Source organism: Micromonospora sp. WMMD1102, from assembly GCF_029626265.1.
Classification (GTDB): Bacteria; Actinomycetota; Actinomycetes; order Mycobacteriales; family Micromonosporaceae; genus Plantactinospora.
This window is the reverse complement of the sequence record NZ_JARUBN010000001.1, coordinates 2419535-2439765: the sequence shown is the minus strand read 5'-3', so window position 1 is coordinate 2439765 and position 20231 is coordinate 2419535. Positions and strand designations below refer to the sequence as shown.

Here is a 20231-nt window from a genome sequence, read left to right as displayed (position 1 = left end):
TCCTCACACCCCCGCCGGGGCCGGCTCCGCCGGACGCAGCGCGTCCAGCGGGCGCAGCGTCTGCACGAACTGGCCGAGCCGCATCACCGGCTCGTCGCCGACCACGGTCTCGCCCTCGAGGATCACCGTCTCGCCGACGACCTTGACCAGCCGGACCCGGTGTTCGAGGACGTCACCGGGATAGACCGGGTTGCCGAAGGTGACGTTGCTGATCGAGCCGGCCAGCACCACCTTGCCGGCCAGCACGTCCGGGTTCGGGTTCTCCCAGCTGGCCAGCAGCACCGCCGCCTGGGCCCACGACTCGACGATCAAAGTCCCCGGGTACGCGTAGTCGCGGTCCACGGACGCCTCGTCGAGCCGCTCGTAGCAGGCCTCGCTACAGGTGACCGCCTTGGTCGCGGCCAGCCGCTCACCCGGCACCAGCTCGACCACCCGGTCGAGCAGCAGGATCGGATACCGCTGGGGTATCACCTTCCGGATCCCGGCAACCCCGATCATCGGTTCTCCTCCGGTCGGTTTTCCTCCGGTCGGTAGCGCAGGCGCAGCTCGGCGGCCGGACCGCGACCCGTGCTGATCCTGGCGGTGCAGCGCAGTTCCGGCCCGGACCAGGACAGCGCCGCCTCAATCCGCAGATCGTCGCCCGGGGCGACCGGGCTGAGGAAGCGGCACCTGTCCATCGCGGCCAGTTCGGGGCGGTGCCGCTCGCCGAGCGCCGCCCGTACGGTCTGCCCGACGAGTTCGACCAGGTAGACCCCGGGCAGCACCGGGAAGCCCGGGAAGTGCCCGGTGAAGACCGGGTCACCGGGGTCCACCTTCGCGGTCGCCACCGCCGAGGTCCCGTCGGCGTCGAGCAGCTCGACCTGGTCGGCCAGGGGTGCGCAGCGGGTCGTCACGACCCGCCCCGCAGCTTGCCGTCGAGGAGCTGGTAGGTGCTGTCCAGCGTGCTTACCGCGATCAGCTCGCTCTCCTCCATCTTGACGCCGTACCGCTTCTCCAGCCGGACGGTGATCTCCAGGGCCATCAGGGAGTCCACCTCCAGGTCGTTGACGAAGTGCGCCTCGTCGGTGACCTCGGCCAGGTCGACGTCGATGGTGTCGGCGATGAGCTTGCGCAGGTCTTCCTTGTCGAGCCCCGTGGTGAGCTGGTCAGACATGACTTTCCGTCCTCTCGGTGTGAATCTCGTGGTCCTCGGTGTTGATCTCGTGCTCCTCGGTCTGGGCGACGTCGCCCGGGGATGGCTCGGCCAGCACGGACTCGACGACGCCGAGCTGGTAGTCGCCCGCGCGGAAGCCGGGATGGCGCAGCAGCCGGCGGTGGAAGTCGACGTTCGTGGTCACCCCCGCCAACCGGTACTCGGCCAGTGCCCGGTCCAGCCGGCGCAGCGCCTCCTCGCGGGTGGCGCCGTGCGTGACGATCTTGGCCAGCAGCGAGTCGTAGAACGGCGGTACGACGTAGCCGTCGAAGAGGTGGCTGTCCACCCGTACGCCGGGGCCGGCCGGCATCCGCAGCCCGTGCAGCCGGCCGGTGGAACCGGCCCAGTCCCGGTCCACGTCCTCGGCGTTGATCCGCGCCTCGATCGAGTGGCCGTCGAACCGGACGTCGGACTGGGTCAGGTCCAGCCGCTCCCCGGCGGCGATCCGGATCATCCAGGCGACGATGTCGATCCCGGTGCGTACCTCGGTGATCGGATGCTCGACCTGGAGCCGGGTGTTCATCTCCATGAAGTACGCCGCACCGTCCGGCGCGACCAGGAACTCGAAGGTGCCGGCGCTGACGTAGCCGATGTCCCGGGCCCCGGCGACCGCCGCCGCGCAGAGCCGCTCCCGCAGTTCCGGGTCGAGGGCCGGGGACGGGGACTCCTCGACCAGCTTCTGGTGCCGGCGCTGCACCGAGCAGTCCCGCTCGCCCAGGTGCAGCACGGTGCCGTGCCCGTCGGCGAGTACCTGCACCTCGATGTGCCGGGCGGCCGGCAGGTAGCGCTCCAGGTAGACCCGGTCGTCGCCGAATAGGGTCCGGGCGGCCGAGCGGGTCGTCTCGTACGCCAGCGGCAGGTCCTCGGCCCGGTGCACCACCGCGATGCCCCGGCCGCCGCCGCCGGCCACCGCCTTGACGATCAGCGGGAAGCCGATCGTGCCGCCCGCCGTCACCGCGTCGCCGAGCGAGTCGACGGTGCCGTCCGAGCCCGGCAGTACCGGCACCCCGGCGGCCCGCATCGCCGTCCGAGCCGCCACCTTGTCCCCCATCAGCGCGATGTGCTCGGCGGCCGGGCCGACGAAGGTGAGCCCGACGCCCCGGCAGGAGGCGGCGAAGACCGGGTCCTCGGAGACGAAGCCGCAGCCGGGGTGCACCGCGTCGGCGCCGGACTTGGCGGCGGCGTAGAGGATGGCCGGGATGTTGGTGTAGCTGCGGGCGACCGGTCCTGGTCCGATGTGCACGGCGTGGTCGGCGAGCTGCACCGCCAGGCTGTCCCGGTCGGCGGTGGAGTAGACCTGCACGCTCTCCAGGCCGAGGTCGCGGCAGGCGCGGATGATCCGGACGGCGATCTCGCCGCGGTTGCAGACGAGTACCCGGTTGACCATGCCCGCCACCTCAGCCCGGCTCGATGCTGAGCAGCGCCTGCTCGTACTCGACGACCTCGCCGTCGGTGGCGTGCACCGCCCGGACGATGCCGCCCCGGTCGGTGACGACCGGGTTCATCATCTTCATCGCCTCCACGATCGCGACCTGGTCGCCGACCTCGACCCGCTGGCCGATCTCGACGAAGGGCGGCTGGTCCGGGCCGGGACGGCGGTAGAAGACCCCCATCAGCGGCGCGGTCACCGGCACGGTGCCGGCGTTCGGGGCGACCGCCGCGGCGACGGCCGCCACGGCCGCACCCGGTACGGCGGCCACGGCCGTGCCCGGGGTGACCGCCACGGCCGCACCGGGTACGGCGGTCCCGGCCGCGCCGCCGCCTGCCGCCGGTTCGGCGGCGACGGTGACGACCGTCTCCCGGGCCGGGCCGGGATCGACCCGCTCGACCTCGATCCGGACGTCGGCCACCTCCACCCGCACCCGCCGGATCGCCGAGTCGCGGACCAGCTCCGCCACCTCGGCGGCGGCCCGCACCGCACTCTGCAGTGCGGCGTCGGTGTCGTTGGCGACCGGGGTTTCTGGACCGCTGCCGTTCGCGGCTGCCGCGCCGTTGCCGTTCGCGGCTGCCGCACCGCTGCCGTTCGCGGCTGCCGCACCGCTGCCGTTCGCGGCTGCCGCACCGCTGCCGTTCGTGGTTGCCGGCCGGCTGCCGTTGGTGGCTTTCGACCGGGTGCCGTCGCGCTCCGGCGACGGCGGCGTGCCGTTGGCCACCTGGGCGGTGGCCGGCTCGCGGACCTGCTCAGACATGCGCGCCTTCCTTCCAGGGTTCCGGCACCGCGCTGCCGGCGGCGGCGCCCTCCGGGGCCAGCACGCCGTATCCGCGCAGCCGGCGGTAGCGGGCGGCCAGCAGTTCCTCGACCGGGACCGCGGCGAGCTGGCGCAGCAGCCGGCCCACCGCCTCGGCGACGAGTTCGGCGGCCCGGTCCGGGTCGCCGGGCGGCTCCGGCAGGATCTCGTCGACCACACCGAGCCGGCCGAGGTCCTCGGCGCGCAGCCGCAGCGCGCGGGCGGCCACCGGGGCCTGCCCGGCGTCGCCGAAGAGGATCGCGGCGCAGCCCTCGGGGCTGATCACCGAGAAGACGCCGTTCTCCTGGATCAGCAGCCGGTCCGCGACCGCCAGCGCCAGGGCGCCGCCGCTGCCGCCCTCGCCGGTGATCACCGCGACCACCGGGGTACGCAGCCCGGCCGCCAGCGCCAGCGTCTCGGCGATCGCCCCGCTCTGGTTGCCCTCCTCGGCGGCCAGCCCCGGGTACGCCCCAGGAGTGTCCACAAGGGTCACCACCGGTACGCCCCAGCGCTGCGCCAGCTCGAACAGCCGCATCACCTTGCGGTAGCCCGCCGGGTGCGGCATGCCGAAGTTGTTCGCCACGTTCTCCCGGGTGTCCCGCCCCTTGGCGTGCCCGACCAGCACCACCGGCACGCCGTCCAGCCGGGCCAGCCCGCCGACGATCGCCGGGTCGTCGCGTTCCCAACGGTCGCCGTGCAGCTCGACGAAGTCGCCGAAGATCCGTTCGATGTGCTGCCGCACCGTCGGCCGGTCCACCGCCCGGGCCCGGCCGACCGCCGTCCAGGCGTCCACCGAACGCTCCGGCCGGTCGTCGTGCCCGGCTCCCCGGGACGTCCGGCGGCCGGCGGCGGCGACCGGGCGGCCCGGGGCGGTGCCGACAGCCGCGAGCGGACCGCCCGAGGAGGCGCGGGCCGCCGCGAAGAAGCCGACCAGCCGGGCCAGCACCCCGCGCAGCTCGGCCCGGCGTACCACCAGGTCGACGTGGCCGTGCTCGTGCAGGAAGCGGGCGGTCTGGAAGCCGGCCGGCAGCGGTTGCCGGATCGTCTGCTCGATCACCCGGGGGCCGGCGAACCCGGCCCGGGTGCCCTCCTCGGCGACGATCACGTCACCGAGGCTGGCGAAGGAGGCGGCCACCCCGCCGTAGACCGGGTCGGTGAGCACGCTGACGTACGGCACCCCGGCGTCCCGGAGCAGCCGGATCGCGGCGGCGGTCTTGGCCATCTGCAACAGCGAGAGCACGCCCTCCTGCATCCGCGCCCCGCCCGAGGCGCTGACCGCGACCAGCGGCACCCCGTGGTCCAGTGCGGTCTCGGCGGCCCGGGCCACCTTCTCGCCGACCACCGAACCCATGCTGCCGCCGAGGAAGGCGAAGTCGAGCACCACGAGCGCGACCCGGTGCCCGCCGATGGTGGCCAGCCCCAGTACCGCGCCGTCGGCCCGGCCGGTCCTGGCCCGCGCCCGGGCCAGCCGCTGCGGGTAGGGCATCCGGTCGGTGAACTCCAGCGGGTCGGCGGCGGCGAGGTCGGCGTCGTGCTCGACGAAGCTGTCCGGGTCGACAAGCAGCGCGATCCGGTCCTCGGCGCGCAGCGGCAGGTGGTGGCCGCACTCCGGGCAGGTGTGCAGGGCCCGGGCCAGCCGGTCCCGGTGCAGCAGCGCCGTGCAGCGCGGGCACGGCTGCCACACGCCGTCCGGCAGCCCGTTGATCAGGTCCAGTGTGGAGGCGCCCACGGCTCAGCCCACCCCGCCGAGCAGGGTGGCGCCGACCTGGCCGTCCCGGTCCACCCCGGTCACCAGCGCGACGCCGTCGGGACGCTCGGAAAGCTCGGCGAGCGCACCGGCGAGCTGGAACGCCGACGACGCGGCCGAGGTGTCGCCGAGCAGGGCCCGGCAGTGCACCCGGGTCGGCCGGTTCGTCCCCAGCACGTCGACCAGGGCCGCCTCCTCCAGCGCACCGAACTCGTCGCCGCTGTCGGAGGCGGCCAACACCGTCACGTCGGCCGGGCTCAGGTCGGCCGCGGCGAGTGCCTCCGCGACCGCGCGGGCCAGCACGGTGCGCACCGCCGACGGGTCGGCGAAGGCGAGGAACCGGGAGCCCCGGACCGCCGCCAGCGGCCGGCGCTGCTGCCGGACCGCACCGGAGTACGACTCGAGCAGGAAGATCGCGCAACCCTCGCCGAGCGCCGTCGCGCCGTCGGCCGGGGCGACCCCGTCCCGGGACCGGGCGTGCCACTCCAGCCAGCCGCGCTGGACCGAGTACTCCTCGACGGCGCCGCACAGCACCGGCCCGCCGTGCCCGCACCGGTGCAGCCGTACGGCGTAGTTCAGCGCCAGCAGGCCGGTGAGCGAGCCGCCCGCGATCGTGGTGTTCGGGCCCTTCAGCCCGTACCAGATCGCGCTCTGCCCGGCGGCGCGGTTCATCACCGTGTTCGGGAAGCGCGCCGGGTCGACGTGGAACGGCTTCGCCCCGGTCAGCGACTCCCGGGTGAAGTCCATGATGCTCTGCACGCTGCCGGAGTTGGTGCCCAGCACCAGGCCGAGCCGCTCCGGCTCGCCGAGCCGCTCCCGCCCGTGCTCGTCGAGCAGCATCCCGACGGTGGCGATGGCGATCCCGGTGGCCCGGTCCATCGACCGGGTGCCCTTCTTGCCGAGCACCTCGGCGACGTCGAAGCCGGGGATCAGCCCCGCCCGGTCGTACGGTCCGGGCCAGACGTCCCGGTCCAGCGCGGTCACCGCACCGGTCCCGGCGCGCAGGCCGGCGGTGAACCGGTCGGCGCCGAGCCCGAACGCCGAGGCCGCCGACCAGCCGGAGAGCACCAGCTCGTCCGCGGCGATGGTGGTGACGGTCATCTGTCTCTCCCCCTCAGCCCGCGGCCGACGCCACGACCGGCGTCCCGTTCGGTTCCGACGCGACCGGCGTCTGGCTTGACCCCGACGCTGCCGGCGTCAGGCTTGACCCCGACGCGACCGGCGTCGAGACCGGCTCCGACGCCGTGCCCGGCTCGACCGCCTCGGCGTGCCGGGGACTCCAGGCCGGAATTCCGGCGATGTTCTCGGCCCCGTCGACCCCGATCGTGTTGCCGGTGATCCAGGACGAGTCGGTACGGGACAGCAGCAGGACCGCCTCGGCGACGTCCTCAGGCCGGGTGAGCCGGCCGTGCGGATTCGTGGCGCCGGCCTGGGCGACGAACTGGGTGTGCTCGGGGATCCGCTCCAGGGCCGGGGTCACGGTCACCCCGGCGCAGAGCGCGTTCACGGCGACGCCGTACCTGGCGAGTTCACAGGCGAGCTGCCGGACGTGCGACTCCAGCGCACACTTGGCCGCCGACACCGCGCCGTAGCTCGGCATCACCGAGGTGGCCCCGGAGCTGGTCATCGCGTACACCTTGGCGCCCCGGTGCAGCAGCTTCGCCGCCATCAGCTCCTGCACCCAGTAGACGAGGCTGTGCGCCATCACGTCGACCGTCATCTCCATCTGCCGCTGGCCCAGCGTCCGGTCCCAGCCGGCCCGGGGCAGGTACGGCAGCAGCGAGCCGAACGCCAGCGAGTGCATGACGACGTGCAGCCCGCGCGCACCGGTCAGCTCGGCGATGGTGGGCAGCAGTTGCTCCCGGGTCGACCGGCTGGACGCGTTGACGTTGAAGAAGTGCGCCTGTACGCCGTACCCGCGCAGTTCCGCCTCGAGAACCCTGGCCGCCTGGGCCCGCTCGCCCATGTCCAGGTGCACCCCGATGACGTTGCCGCCCTCCCGGGCCAGCGCCAGCGCGGTCGCCCGCCCCATGCCGCTGGACGCGCCCAGCAGCAGACTCCACGTGCCTTCCAGGGGAATCAGCATCCCGCGCTCCTTCGAGTCGATCCGGCCGTCCGCCAGATCCGGACCATCGCCACGTTTCCGGTGCCGGCCGCCGTGACCAGCAGGCTGTCCCCGTCGCCGGCACGCAGCCGGTCGGCCAGCCGGAGCATCGGGGTGAGGCTGCCGGCGGCGGGCGGGCCGGCGTCCCGCACCAGGTCGACGCCGGCCGGCATCGCCCCGGCCACCAGTTCGCCGACCGCCGAGTCGTCCAGCAGCGCGTGCACCGGGACCTGGCCGGCGCCGAGGCTCGACGCCGCCTCCCGGACCACGGCCACGGCCCGGTTCCGGGTCGGACCGGCGGCGAGCCCGTGCGGCGGGAGCAGCAGGGTGCGGACCGAGACCTGGCCGTAGCCGGTGACGCCGCGTGCCCGCGCCCGCTCCGGCGGCTCCAGGACCAGGATCACCGAGCCCTCCTCCGGGGCCGCCGCCTCGGGTGCCGGCACCGCCTGCTCCATCGCTCCGGCGAGCAGCATGGTGGCCCGGCCGGCCGCGAAGGCCCGCGCCCCGACCTGCACCGACTCCAGGCCGGCGACCAGCGGCGAGATCAGCGTGAGACTGATCCCGGTGAACCCGTGCTCCATCGACAGCCGGCTGGTCAGCACGTTCACCGCGCCGTACGGGGCGGTGACCGGGCTCAGCTCGCTGGCGTGCTCGGCGATCACGGTGCGATCCTGCTCGTCGTGCAGCGCCGCCACCCCGTTGTTGGTGCCGACCACCACGCCCCGGCCCTGCTCGGCGACGCCGTCGAGCCGGTTCCCGGCGTCGTCGAGGGCGTCCCGCCCGGCCACCAGCAGGTACTGGCAGGCGGCCGGCAGGTACTTGTAGCCGCGCCGGCCGAGCCGGGTACGGACGTCGAACCAGGCGTCGGCCGCCGGCCGGTCCACCGGCGGGGCACAGACACCGATCCCGGTGACCACGACCTGACTCATGTCCCCGCCCCCGCGAGTGTCCCCGCCCCCGCGAGCACCAGCGACACGTTGTTGCCGCCGAAGGCGTACCCGTTGACCATGATCCGGTCGGAACCGAGCGGGGTGGCCCGGCCCTGCGGCAGCCAGACCCGGCACTCCGGGTCCTGCTCGGCGATCGGCACGTTCGGCGGCACGGTGCGGTGCCGCAGGATCAGCGCCGCCGCGACCGCGGCGACCGCGGCCGCCGCACCGCCGGTGTGCCCGATCAGCGCCTTGAGGCTGTAGAGCGGCACGTCGGCGCCGAGCACCTCGTGCAGCGCCCGGCTCTCCACCACGTCGTTGAGCTGGGTGCCGGTGCCGTGCGGCAGGACGCAGCCGATCCGGTCCCGGTCGGCACCGGTCTGCTCCAGTGCGGCCCGCATCGCCCGGACGATCTGGGTGCCGGCCGGCTCCGGCGCGGTCAGGTGGTAGGCGTCGCAGGTCCAGCCGGAGCCTTCCACCGTGCCGTACACGGTCGCGCCCCGGGCCCGGGCATGCGCTACCGACTCGACCACCAGGGCGCCGGCCGCCTCGCCGAACGAGGTGCCCCGGCGGTGCCTGTCGAACGGGCGGCACCGGACCGGGTCCACCGCGCCCATCCGGTTGAAGCAGGCCAGCATCACCCGGCTGTACGCGTCCGAACCGACGGCCAGCGCCACGTCCGCCTCGCCGGACCGGACCAGGTCGGCCGCGGCGCCGAGGGCGAACCCGCCGGCCGCGCAGGCGTTGCTGATCGTGGTGACGACGCTCAGCGGCCCGAGCCGCTCGGCGATCTCCGAGGCGACGGCGATCTCCGAGGTGAACCGGGCCACCGGCTTGCCGCCGTCGGCCCGCCACTGCTCGTGCAGGCCCGCGTCACCCATGCAGGTGCCGAGGGCCAGGCCGAGCCGGGTGGCCGCCGACGCCGGCCCGCCGGGCGGCAGGCCGGCGTCGGCGACGGCCTCGTCGACCGCGGCCAGCGCCATCCGGGACGTCCGGGCCAGCGCCAGGGACTCGGCCGGCAGGTCGACGTCGGCGACGCGCTGCACCACCGGCACGTCCATGTTCGCGTACGGGTCCGGCACCGGACCCGGGTCGGTAACCGGTGCCGCCATCATCGCGTCCCAGAGGGCGCGCGTACCACTGCCGTGGCACGTGACGACACCGAGGCCGGTGATGGCGACGCCGGTCATCGACGTGTACTCGAAGCGGCCGGCGCACCTTCCAGCGCGCTGGCCAGCCGGTCGTCGAAGTCCACCAGGGTCCAGTCCCGGCGGCTGCCGATCACCGCGTACCCGTGGGTGATCTTGCCGGTCGCGGTCGGCACCAGGATGCCGTCGCGCAGCACGTAGCAGTCCATCCGCGAGGTGTAGGTGAGCCGCTTGAAGACGTTCTCCACGGTGAAGACGGTGTAGAGCTCCTCCTCCATCCGCGCCTCGTCCAGCAGCGTGATCCGGGAGTGCGGCACCACCGGGATCCAGTCCTGCTCGTCCAGCAGCGTCTTGATCGAGACGCCCCGGTCGGCCAGGAAGAGGTCGACGACCTCCTCCATCTGCCGCAGGTAGCCGGACATCTGCATCCGCTCGGTGAAGTGGCAGTAGAAGTACGGGATCCGCCACTTCCAGGCGTACGCGTTGCGGCCGGCGGTGAGCGCGGCCAGCACGTCGCCCTCGGGGGCGGCACCGGCGGCGGCCGGCCGGGTCACCTTGACCGGCGCCTGGCCCAGCCGGGCCACCGCGTACGGGGCCAGCTCGGCAGGTGCCGGCTCGGCCGGGTGCCCGTGCGGGTCGTGGCGCAGCTCCACCCGCACCTTGGCGCTGACCGCCTTGACCGGCGGCACCCCGTGGACCGAGATCTCCACCGCGAAGGCGAGCGCGTCCCCGGGCAGCGGCCGGACCTCGGCCGTCGCCACGTCGTCGATGTGGAAGGCGTGCGTGATCCGGGTGTCGATGTCGACGATGTCGACGCAGAGGCCGTGCCGCTCGTAGAGCCCGCCGGGGGCGAAGCCGCGCTGCCGCAGGTGGTCGAGGACGACCTCCTCCACCAGGTAGTTGACGTGCTTGAAGCCGATCCAGGTGCAGATGTTGGATCCCTCGTAGCGGGGCCGCAGGTCCACGCGGGTCACCCCGTCGGTGAGCGGTTCGGCCACGGGCCGGGGTGCCAGGGTCGTCGAGTTCACGTGCGCTCCAGATGTGTGTCGAGGATCGGTTCCGGTGCCGCGTGCAGCGGCGACAGCGGGCGGGCGAAGTCCGCCACCAGGGCGGCGAACCGGTCGGGGTGCTCGGCCATCGCGAAGTGGCCGCAGTCGGGCAGCAGGGCGTACCGGCCGTCCGGCGCCGCGTCGGCGAGCGCCCGCCCGTCACCGGGCCGGGCGGCGAAGTCGCCGTCGCCGGCGACCACCAGCAGCGGCAGCGCCAGGTCGGCGACGGGCAGGAACGGGGTACGCAGGTACGCCTCGAAGAAGCGCATCCAGCCGTACGGGCCGATCCGCTCGCGTACCCGCTCGCCCATCGCGACGCGGATCTCGGCGGGCAGCCCGGCCGGGGCGCTGACCCGGATGCCCTCTTCGAGGATCCGGTGGAAGTGGTTGAGGTAGAAGTCGATCGCGGCCCAGTCGAAGTCGTCGGCGGCGCTCCGGTAGAAGGGCGAGACGAGTACCACCGCCCGGGGCAGCGGCACCGCCGCCGACCGAGGTGGTGCCGCCGGTGCCATCGCCGGCCGGATCTGCTCCGGCCCGGTCTCGGCCGCACCGGCCCGGCCGAGCAGTTCCAGCAGGGTGTTCGCGGCGAACGAGTGCGCCACCACCAGGTCGGCGCCGCCGTCGACGCCGGCCAGCGCCCGGGCCAGCGGGCCGGTGGGGTCGGACCGGTGGCTCCAGCCGCCGTCACCGGCGCTCGCCCAGGGCAGTTCGGCGTCCCACAGTTCCAGCCAGTCCGGCGCCCGCGACTCGAACCGGTCCCAGATGCCCCGGCTGCTGCCCAGGCCGTGCAGCAGCAGGGTACGCACCGGACGGGTCCCGGCCCCCGGCCGCCGGCACCGGACCAACGCCCCGGCACCGGTCACCCCGGCAACAGCTCCGGTCGTCCCGGCAACAGCCCCGGTCGTTCCGGCGTGGCTCGGCCTCGGCGGCGCGGCGGTGCTCATCGCGCACCCGCACCGGCGGTGAGCAGCAGTGCCGCCGCCGCGTCCGCGCCCGCGCCGTCCGAGCTGGCCAGCACGGCGCCCCGGTCGTGCCCGCTCAGCCAGGCGGTGCCGGCGACGCACTGGAGCACGCCGAGCGCACCCGAGCAGTGCCCGTGATAGGAGGTGAGGTCGTGACTTGTCAGCTCGGTCGTCCCGGCCGGTCCACCCGGTCCGCCGCCGAACCACATGTCCACCGGTCGCGGGTCGGTACGCCGGATCGCCGCCACCGCCGCCGGCTGGTCCGCCTTGCGGGCGTACGGGCCGAGCGCGGCGAGCGCCTCGACGCCCCGGTCCCGCACCGCCGCCGCGGACTCCAGCACCAGCGCCGCCGCCCCGTCGAAGAGCCGCAGGTCCGCCGCGCTGTTGCTGCGACCACCGCTGACCAGGTGCCGCACCGGCGCGTTCGCCGGCTCGACCCCGACCACCAGCACCCGGTCCACCCGGCCGGCCAGCACCAGCAGCCGACCCCAGTTGACCGCGTCCAGCCCGGACGTCGCCCCGCTGCACATCGTCAGGTTCGCCCCGCGCAGCCGGAACCAGATGGCCAGCCAGGAGGCGGTCACGTTGCTGGCGGTGGCCGGCAGGGTCATCGGGCTCAGCCCGGCGTACGTCTCGGCGGCGATCGTCGACACGGTGTCGCAGACGGTGTCGACGTTGCCGTAGTTCGAGCTGACCACCACGCCGACGGTCTCGCCGGGAACGGTCAGGCCGGGGTCGCCGAGCAGCCCGGCGTCGGCCAGCGCGTCCCGCCCGGCACAGAGCGCGAGCCGGGTGGCCCGGTCCTTGTAGCGCAGTCCCTTGCCGGTCAGCCGGTGGGCCGGGTCGTCCCCGTCCTCGGCGACCGGGGTGCGCCGGAGCAGGTCGTCGGGGCCGGCGACCCCGGAGACCGCCAGGCCCACTCCGCTGACCACCACGTCGACGGGAGCCATCAGGTCACCTTCTCCACGATCGCGACGGCGTTCAGTCCGCCGAAGCCGAACGAGTCCACCTGGGCCAGGCGCAGGCCGGCCAGTTCGGCGTGTCCGCGTACCAGCCGGAAGCCGTCGACCTCGTCGATCGGGTTGTCCAGGCCGAGGATCGGCGGCACCACCCCGGAGCGCAGCGCCTCGACCGCCACCACCAGGCTGTGCAGCCCGGAGGCGCCGGCGGTGTGCCCGGTCATCGACTTGATCGCGGTCATCCACGGCGACGGCGAGACCCCGGAGTAGACCTCCCGGACGGCCTGCGCCTCCGCCTCGTCGTTGAGTGCGGTGCCGGTGCCGTGCAGCATCAGCAGGTCCACGTCGCCGGGCTCGATCCCGGCCCGGCGGTGCGCCTCCCGAGTGACCAGGGCGATGCTCTTGGCGTCCGGCGCGGACGGGTGGTAGGCGTCGCAGTTCACCGCGACGCCGCGGACCCGGGCGTGCCGGTGCCCGGTGCCGGGGCCGTCCGCCTCCCGGCGCAGCACCACGGCGACCGCTCCCTCGCCCTGGAGCATGCCCCGGCGGTCCCGGTCGAACGGCCGGACCCGTTCCGGCGCCTCCGGATAGCAGCGGTCCAGCAGCCCGTAGGTGCTCTCGGTGATCGCGTCCACCCCGGCCACCACCACGGTGTCGGCGGCGCCGACGTCGAGCAGGTCCATGCCGAGCCCGAGGGCGTAGAGCGAGGCCGAGCAGGCGTTCGCCACGGTGTGCGTGTTGCTGGCCCCGAACCGCTGGCGCAGCGCGCTGCCGAAGTGCAGGTCGCGTACGTCGAACGGCACGCCGTCGCGCCAGCTCAGCTCGACCGAGCGCAGCTCCCGCAGGGTGGTGCCGACCAGCACCGGGGTGTCCCCGAGGTCGTCGTCGAGGCCGGCGTCGGCGAGTGCGGCGGCGACCGCCTGCTCCAGCCACCGGCTGGCCCGCAGGGTCTCGTCGCAGCCCGGTCCCGGCCGGTCGTCGATCTCGTACGCGTGCTGTGCCCGGTACCGGCTGCGGTCGAAGCCGCGCAGTTCGGCCAGCCCGCTGTAGCCGGCGCAGAGCGAGTCGAAGAACTCGACGGTGTTGCCGCCGATACTGGCCACCGCGCCCATCCCCACCACCAGCGCGGTCACGGCGCCACCTCGTCGTACCTGCCGAGGATCAGCACCGCGTTGTTGCCGCCGAAGGCGAGCGCGTTGTTCTGCACCACCCGCAGCTCGGCTTCCCGAGCGACGTTCGGCACGCAGTCGAGCCCGCACTCGGGGTCGGTCTCGACGTGGTTGACCGTCGGCGGGATGAACCGGTGGGTGATGGCCAGGGCACAGGCCGCCGAGGCCAGCGCGCTGGCCGCACCCATGCTGTGCCCGATCATGCCCTTGATCGAGACGGTGCGCGGCGGGCGTTCCCCGAAGACCTGCCGGATGGCGCCGGCCTCGGTCACGTCGTTGGCCTTGGTGCCGGTGCCGTGCGCGGAGATGAAGTCGATGTCGCCCGGCTTCACCCCGGCGTTGCGGTGGGCCAGCTCGATGCAGCGGGCGATGCTGTTCTGGTCCGGCGCGACCGGGTGGTACGCGTCGCAGTTGAGCCCGTAGCCGAGCACCTCCGCGTAGATCCGGGCGCCCCGGGCCCGCGCCGAGTCCAGGCTCTCCATCAGCAGGATGCCGGCACCCTCGCCGGTGAGGATGCCCTTGCGGTTGCGGTCGAACGGCTGGCACGCCTCCGGGGCGATGGTGCCGAGCCGGTAGAAGCCGGTGAAGGTCTTCCGGCAGAGCGCGTCGGCGCCGCCGCAGAGCGCCACCTCCACGTCCCCGGAGCGGATCGCGTCGAAGCCGTACCCGACCGCGTAGTTGCCGGCCGCGCAGGCGGTCGGGATGGTCACCGTCTCGACGTCGGTCAGCCCGAGTTCGGCGACGATGCTGGAGGAGAGCCGGCCGGCGGGGACCCGGCGGGCCACCACCGGGTCGAAGTGCTCCGGACCCCGGTCCACCTGCACCCCTACCAGCTGGTCGAGGTCGTGGGATTCCCCGTCGGTGGTCCCCACCGACACCAGGGCGCGGCGGGACCGCAGCTCCTCGACGGCCAGGCCCGCGTCCGCGACCGCCATGCCGGCGGCGGCGGCCGAGAGCTGGCTGGCCCGGCCGAGCTGCGCCGGGTCGACGCGGTGCAGCCAGCGGGCCGGGTCGAAGTCGCTGATCTCACAGCCGTTGGCGTACGCGAATCCGGTGGTGTCGAACGCGGTGATCGGCTTGACTCCGCTCCGGCCGGCCCGCAGCCCGGCGAGGAAGTCCTCGACCCCGATCCCGATGCTTGTCAGCACGCCGAGCCCGGTGACGACCACCCGGCGGGGCGACCGAGCATCGCCTGGCAGAACGCTCATGATCTCGCCTCATTCACCCGTAGTCTTCCGACCCGACATCCGCGCGCGGCGCGGTCAGGCTTTCGACGCCTCGTCGATGACGGCGTAAACGCCCGCCAGATTCACCATTCGGCTCAGTTCCGCCTGGTCGATGGTGACGTGCAGATTCCGCTCGAGAGCGGCGAGAATTTCGATCGCCAGCAGCGAGTCCGCCCCGTGGTCCTCTTTGAACAGACTGGTCTCGGTGACCTCGTCGGCGTCGATTTCCAGAATCTCGCAGACGATCTCCTTGACCTGCTCGCGGTCGATGTCGGTGGTCGGGGTCGTGCTGGTCATCTCGCCTCCAGAAACGGATCGGTTGAGCGAATGGATGGCTGCCTGCGTCGGCTGCGCCGTGTGCCGCATTTCCCGATACCGTTTGCCGCATCGGCCCGTCCGGCAGCACCATCGGATCGCGGTACTGCCCCGAGTCTGTGAGCCGCGACTATATTTCTCCTATATGGCGACGGGCGGTCCGCCATATCCGCCCCGACCCCCGGTTTCGGCTGCGCCCGACCGCCGGTCCACCGCCCGTGGCAGGGTGGAGTCATGGCGGTCGACATCGTCTACGAGACGCACGCGATGACCACCGACAACGAGGCCGGCCTGGCCACCGGCTGGCGCCCCGGCCAACTCTCCGGGTACGGCCGGCGCGGCGCCCGGGAGCTGGGTGAGCGGCGCCGCGGCGACGGGCTGGCCGCGGTCTTCTGCTCCGACCTGGCCCGGGCGGTGGAGACGGTGGAGATCGCCTTCCCGCGGCGGGAACTGCCGGTGCACCGCGACACCCGGTTGCGGGAGTGCGACTACGGCGAGTTGACCGGCCATCCGGTGGGCGAGCTGGCCGCGCTGCGCGGCCGGCACCTGGACGAGCCCTTTCCGGGTGGCCAGAGCTACCGGCAGGTGGTGGAGCAGACCCGCGACTTCCTCCGGGACCTCTCCGCCGGTTGGGACGGGTTCCGGATCCTGGTCGTGGCGCACTCGGCGAACCGGTGGGCGCTGGAACACCTGCTGCACGGTCGCCCGCTGGCCGACCTGGTCGCCGCGCCGTTCGAGTGGCGCCCCGGGTGGACGTTCCGGCTGCCGTCGGGCTGGGGCACCGACCGCCCTCCGCCGGCCCGCCGGCAACCGGGACAGCCGGCCGGCGACCGGGGCCGGCGCCGGGGCAGGCGGTGAGCCGTGGCGTAGCCTCGGTAGCTCGCGGGCGGTTGCCGTCCGGGCCTGCCTATCCTTGGCGACGACATGCAGACGCCACCGCCCGCCACCGCCGTACCCGCCGTCGACCTTCCCGCGCTCCAGGCCCGGTTGCCGGAGCTGATGTTCCGGGACCAGCGCCGGATCCAGCGCCGGCTGGAGGGGCTGGCCAAGATCCGTGATCTCGGACGGCGACAGGCGGCCGCCGCCGAGATCGCCGCCGAGATCGAGGCGGCCGAACAGCGGCTGGCCCGCCGCCGGGCCGCCGTGCCGGTGATCAGCTATCCGGCCGGACTGCCGGTCAGCGAGCGCAAGGACGACCTGCTCGCCGCGATCCGGGACCACCAGGTGGTGATCGTGGCCGGCGAGACCGGCTCTGGCAAGACCACCCAGCTGCCCAAGATCTGTCTGGAGCTGGGTCGGGGCGTCCGGGGGCTGATCGGGCACACCCAGCCGCGCCGGCTGGCCGCGCGTACCGTGGCGGACCGGATCGCCGACGAACTCGGTACCGAGCTGGGCGGGGCGGTCGGCTACAAGGTCCGCTTCACCGACCAGGTCGGGGACGGCACGCTTGTCAAGCTGATGACCGACGGCATCCTGCTGGCCGAGCTGCAACAGGACCGGATGCTCCGGCAGTACGACACGTTGATCATCGACGAGGCGCACGAGCGCAGCCTCAACATCGACTTCATCCTCGGGTACCTCCGGCAGTTGCTCCCCCGCCGCCCCGACCTCAAGGTGGTGATCACGTCGGCGACGATCGACCCGGAGCGGTTCGCCCGGCACTTCGCCGCCGACGGCGAGCCGGCGCCGGTGCTGGAGGTCTCCGGCCGGACCTATCCGGTGGAGACCCGCTACCGGCCACTTGTCGAACTCGGCGACGGCGAGGACCCGGACGACGACGGGGAGACCGTCCGGGACCAGATCCAGGCGATCGGCGACGCGGTGCAGGAGCTCGCCGCCGAGGGGCCCGGGGACGTCCTGGTCTTCCTCAGCGGCGAACGGGAAATCCGGGACACCGCCGACGCGCTCGGCAGACTGGTGCAGAACCGGCCGGCGCTGCGGGACACCGAGATCCTGCCGCTGTACGCCCGGCTCTCCACCGCCGAGCAGCACCGGGTCTTCCAGCCACACCGGGGCCGCCGGGTGGTGCTGGCTACGAACGTCGCCGAGACCTCGCTCACGGTGCCCGGCATCAAGTACGTGGTGGACCCGGGCACGGCCAGGATCTCCCGGTACAGCCACCGGCTCAAGGTGCAGCGGTTGCCGATCGAGCCGATCTCCCAGGCGTCGGCGAACCAGCGCAAGGGGCGCTGCGGGCGTACCTCGGACGGGATCTGCATCCGGCTCTACGACGAGCCGGACTTCCTCGGCCGGCCGGAGTTCACCGACCCGGAGATCCTGCGCACCAACCTCGCCTCGGTCATCCTGCAGATGACCGCGATCGGGCTGGGCGACATCGCCGCGTTCCCGTTCATCGACCCGCCGGACAAGCGCAACATCGCCGACGGGGTCAACCTGCTGCGCGAGCTGGGCGCGCTGGAGGAGACCGGTCCGGAGACCGGCTACCGGCTCACCCCGCTGGGCCGCCGGCTGGCCCAGCTTCCGGTCGACCCCCGGCTGGCCCGGATGGTGCTGGAGGGCGAGCGGAACGGCTGCGCCACCGAGGTGTCGGTGATCGCCGCCGCCCTGTCGATCCAGGATCCCCGCGAGCGGCCGGCGGAGAAGCAGGCCCAGGCCGACCAGGCGCACGCCCGGTTCACCGACAAGGAGTCGGACTTCGCCGCCCTGCTGAACCTGTGGCGCTATCTCCAGGAGCAGCAGCGGGCGCTCTCGTCCAGCGGGTTCCGCCGGATGTGCAAGGCCGAATACCTCAACTACCTGCGGGTACGGGAGTGGCAGGACATCAACTCCCAGCTCCGCCAGGTGCTCCGCACCAGTGCCGGCGCGGCGTCCGACGCCCGTCCGGGGCGTGCCCGACGCGGCGGCGACCGCGGCACCGCCGGCCCCGCTCCGGGTACCCCGACAGCGGCCGACACCCCGACGGCGGACACCGCGAAGGCGGACACCGCGAAGGCCGGCGCCCCGACGGCCGACGGCACGCCGCCGGAGAACGTCGACACCGACCGGATCCACCAGTCGCTGTTGGCCGGGCTGCTCTCGCACGTCGGGCTGAAGGAGGCGCAGAAGAACGAGTACCTCGGCGCCCGGGGTGCGAAGTTCGCCCTCTTCCCCGGCTCGGCGCTGTTCCGCAAGCCGCCGCGCTGGGTGATGGCCGCCGAACTGGTCGAGACCTCCCGGCTCTGGGGCCGGGTCGCCGCCCGGATCGAGCCGGAGTGGGTCGAGGCGCTCGCCGGGCACCTGGTCAAACGCAGCTACAGCGAGCCGCACTGGGAGAAGAAGCAGGCCGCGGTGCTGGCGTACGAGAAGGTGACCCTCTACGGCATCCCGCTGGTCAGCGGCCGGAAGGTCAACTTCGGCCGGATCGACCCGGTGCTGAGCCGGGACCTGTTCATCCGGCACGCCCTGGTCGAGGGCGACTGGCAGACCCACCACAGGTTCTTCCACGACAACCAGGCACTGCGCGACGAGGTCGAGGAGCTGGAACACCGGGCCCGCCGCCGGGACATCCTGGTCGACGACGAGACCGTGTACGCCTTCTACGACCAGCGCATCCCCGCCGACGTCGTCTCCGGCCGGCACTTCGACGCCTGGTGGAAGAAGACCCGCCGGGACACACCCGAGCTGCTCAACTTCGACCGGCAGATGCTCGTCAACGAGGGCCGGGGCGGAGTCGACGCGGCCGACTATCCCGACGAGTGGCACTCCGAGGGGGTGGCGCTGCCGCTGACGTACCGGTTCGAGCCGGGGACGGCGGCCGACGGGGTGACTGTAAACATCCCGCTGCCGATGTTGAACCAGGTCGACGCGGACGGCTTCGACTGGCAGGTGCCGGGGCTGCGCGAGGAACTGGTGGTGGCGCTGATCCGGTCGCTGCCGAAGGCCGTACGCCGGAACTTCGTCCCGGTGCCGGACTACGCGCGGGCGGTGCTGGCCGCGATCACGCCGGGCCGGGAGCCGCTGCTGGACGCGCTGACCCGGGAACTGCGCCGGATGACCGGGGTGACGGTGCCCCGGGACGCCTGGGACGTGGCGAAGCTGCCGGCACACCTGCGCCCCACCTTCCGGGTGGTCGGTGACGAGCGGCAGACCGTCGCCGAGGGCAAGGACCTGCCGGCGCTGCAACGCCAGCTCAGCACCCAGGTACGCCGGATGGTCGCCGCCGCCGCGCCGGACGTGGAACGCTCCGGGCTACGGGAGTGGAGCGTCGGCACGCTGCCCAGGTCGATCGAGCAGGACCGGGCCGGCTACCTGGTGACCGCCTATCCGGCGCTCACCGACGAGGGCGACAGTGTCGGGGTGCGGGTCTTCGAGAGCGAGGCCGAGCAGCGCCGCCAGATGTGGGCCGGCACCCGGCGGCTGCTCCGGCTCACCCTCGGCTCGCCGCAGAAGGCGGTCTCCGGCCGGCTGACGAACGAGGCGAAGCTGGCGCTGAGCCGCAACCCGTACCGCAACGTGCAGGAGTTGCTCGACGACGCGGCCGACGCGGCGGTGGACCGGCTGATGGCCGACGCGGGCGGGCCGGCCTGGGACGCCGACGGTTTCACCGCGCTGCGCGACCGGGTCCGGGCGGAGCTGGTGGACACCACCTTCGAGGTCGTCGACCGGGTACGCCGGGTGCTGGCCAGCGCCTATTCCGTCGAGCAGCGGCTGGCCCGGACCAACAGCCTGACCCTGGTCGCCGCCCTTGCCGACATCCGCGCCCAGCTCTCCGGGCTGGTGCACCCCGGCTTCGTCACCGCGACCGGCCATGCTCGGCTCGCCGACCTGCCCCGCTATCTGACCGCGATCGAGCGCCGCCTCGACCGGCTTCCGCAGAATCCGCAGCGGGACCGCGACCAGCAGGCCCGGATCGTCCAGGTGCAGCAGGAGTACCAGGAGATGCTGGCCGCGCTCCCCCCGGCCCGTCGGGCCGACGACGCGGTACGGCAGATCCGCTGGATGATCGAGGAACTCCGGGTGAACGTCTTCGCCCAGGCGCTCGGTACGCCGTACCCGATCTCGGAACAGCGGATCTACCGAGCGATGGACGTGGCCGAGGCGGGCTGAGGGCAAAATATGGCAGGGTGCACAGGCTGGGCCCAGGTCAAGGTACGAGACGGCATTCCCGGGCTGGACGAGGGGCACGACCACGCGTACTCGTGGTACCAGGACTACGACGGCGGCCGCTCCCTTCCGTCGATCCGGATCCCCGCGGCCGTTCGAC

General features: G+C 73.5%; 18 protein-coding genes. 2 read left to right on the top strand and 16 right to left on the bottom strand.

Annotated features, from left to right (window positions below):
• Positions 1 to 3: 3 nt before the first annotated feature.
• The 16 genes from O7626_RS10905 to O7626_RS10830 form a co-directional block, all read right to left on the bottom strand.
• Complete coding sequence (locus O7626_RS10905; RefSeq protein WP_278061043.1) at positions 4 to 498, bottom strand: beta-hydroxyacyl-ACP dehydratase; 495 nt, start codon at positions 496 to 498, stop codon at positions 4 to 6.
• Positions 495 to 893: a 3-hydroxyacyl-ACP dehydratase FabZ family protein gene (locus O7626_RS10900; protein ID WP_278061042.1), complete on the bottom strand. Its 399-nt coding sequence runs from the start codon at positions 891 to 893 to the stop codon at positions 495 to 497. The genes O7626_RS10905 and O7626_RS10900 overlap by 4 nt, the downstream gene beginning before the upstream one ends.
• On the bottom strand, positions 890 to 1153 hold the full coding sequence (locus tag O7626_RS10895) for an acyl carrier protein (RefSeq protein ID WP_278061041.1): 264 nt from the start codon (positions 1151 to 1153) through the stop codon (positions 890 to 892). The genes O7626_RS10900 and O7626_RS10895 overlap by 4 nt, the downstream gene beginning before the upstream one ends.
• Complete coding sequence (locus O7626_RS10890) at positions 1146 to 2579, bottom strand: acetyl-CoA carboxylase biotin carboxylase subunit (RefSeq protein ID WP_278061040.1); 1434 nt, start codon at positions 2577 to 2579, stop codon at positions 1146 to 1148. Before O7626_RS10890 ends, O7626_RS10895 begins: the two co-directional genes overlap by 8 nt.
• Before the next feature lie 10 nt (positions 2580 to 2589).
• Entirely contained in the window at positions 2590 to 3381 is a 792-nt protein-coding gene (locus tag O7626_RS10885; RefSeq protein WP_278061039.1) for an acetyl-CoA carboxylase biotin carboxyl carrier protein subunit, read from the bottom strand.
• Positions 3374 to 5149, bottom strand: a complete 1776-nt coding sequence (accD, locus tag O7626_RS10880) for an acetyl-CoA carboxylase, carboxyltransferase subunit beta (RefSeq protein WP_278061038.1) — start codon at positions 5147 to 5149, stop codon at positions 3374 to 3376. Before accD ends, O7626_RS10885 begins: the two co-directional genes overlap by 8 nt.
• 3 nt (positions 5150 to 5152) lie before the next feature.
• Positions 5153 to 6268: a beta-ketoacyl synthase N-terminal-like domain-containing protein gene (locus tag O7626_RS10875; RefSeq protein WP_278061037.1), complete on the bottom strand. Its 1116-nt coding sequence runs from the start codon at positions 6266 to 6268 to the stop codon at positions 5153 to 5155.
• Positions 6269 to 6281: 13 nt separating this feature from the next.
• The gene (locus O7626_RS10870) at positions 6282 to 7253 is read right to left on the bottom strand and encodes an SDR family oxidoreductase (RefSeq protein ID WP_278061036.1); all 972 of its coding nucleotides are present in this window, start codon (positions 7251 to 7253) and stop codon (positions 6282 to 6284) included.
• Positions 7247 to 8200: a beta-ketoacyl synthase N-terminal-like domain-containing protein gene (locus tag O7626_RS10865; protein ID WP_278061035.1), complete on the bottom strand. Its 954-nt coding sequence runs from the start codon at positions 8198 to 8200 to the stop codon at positions 7247 to 7249. The genes O7626_RS10870 and O7626_RS10865 overlap by 7 nt, the downstream gene beginning before the upstream one ends.
• A complete protein-coding gene (locus tag O7626_RS10860; RefSeq protein ID WP_278061034.1) occupies positions 8197 to 9390 on the bottom strand; it encodes a beta-ketoacyl synthase N-terminal-like domain-containing protein in 1194 nt (397 codons plus the stop codon). The genes O7626_RS10865 and O7626_RS10860 overlap by 4 nt, the downstream gene beginning before the upstream one ends.
• On the bottom strand, positions 9387 to 10376 hold the full coding sequence (locus O7626_RS10855; protein ID WP_278061033.1) for a thioesterase: 990 nt from the start codon (positions 10374 to 10376) through the stop codon (positions 9387 to 9389). The genes O7626_RS10860 and O7626_RS10855 overlap by 4 nt, the downstream gene beginning before the upstream one ends.
• Positions 10373 to 11203 carry an alpha/beta hydrolase gene (locus O7626_RS10850; RefSeq protein ID WP_278061032.1) on the bottom strand — a complete coding sequence of 277 codons (831 nt, stop codon included), beginning with the start codon at positions 11201 to 11203 and terminating at the stop codon, positions 10373 to 10375. The genes O7626_RS10855 and O7626_RS10850 overlap by 4 nt, the downstream gene beginning before the upstream one ends.
• 134 nt (positions 11204 to 11337) lie before the next feature.
• On the bottom strand, positions 11338 to 12309 hold the full coding sequence (locus tag O7626_RS10845) for a beta-ketoacyl synthase N-terminal-like domain-containing protein (protein ID WP_278061031.1): 972 nt from the start codon (positions 12307 to 12309) through the stop codon (positions 11338 to 11340).
• Positions 12309 to 13451, bottom strand: coding sequence for a beta-ketoacyl synthase N-terminal-like domain-containing protein (locus tag O7626_RS10840; RefSeq protein ID WP_278061030.1), 1143 nt, complete (start codon positions 13449 to 13451; stop codon positions 12309 to 12311). The genes O7626_RS10845 and O7626_RS10840 overlap by 1 nt, the downstream gene beginning before the upstream one ends.
• Complete coding sequence (locus O7626_RS10835) at positions 13448 to 14695, bottom strand: beta-ketoacyl-[acyl-carrier-protein] synthase family protein (RefSeq protein WP_278061029.1); 1248 nt, start codon at positions 14693 to 14695, stop codon at positions 13448 to 13450. Before O7626_RS10835 ends, O7626_RS10840 begins: the two co-directional genes overlap by 4 nt.
• Positions 14696 to 14749: 54 nt before the next feature.
• Positions 14750 to 15010: an acyl carrier protein gene (locus tag O7626_RS10830; protein ID WP_278061028.1), complete on the bottom strand. Its 261-nt coding sequence runs from the start codon at positions 15008 to 15010 to the stop codon at positions 14750 to 14752.
• A 252-nt stretch (positions 15011 to 15262) separates the two neighbouring features.
• Between O7626_RS10830 and O7626_RS10825 the strand changes: the two genes are divergently transcribed.
• Both O7626_RS10825 and hrpA read left to right on the top strand, forming a co-directional pair.
• Positions 15263 to 15886 (top strand): histidine phosphatase family protein, encoded by a 624-nt coding sequence (locus O7626_RS10825; protein WP_278061027.1) that lies wholly within the window; start codon positions 15263 to 15265, stop codon positions 15884 to 15886.
• Between the two features lie 66 nt (positions 15887 to 15952).
• Positions 15953 to 20074 carry an ATP-dependent RNA helicase HrpA gene (gene hrpA / locus O7626_RS10820; RefSeq protein ID WP_278061026.1) on the top strand — a complete coding sequence of 1374 codons (4122 nt, stop codon included), beginning with the start codon at positions 15953 to 15955 and terminating at the stop codon, positions 20072 to 20074.
• The last annotated feature ends 157 nt before the right edge of the window (positions 20075 to 20231 follow it).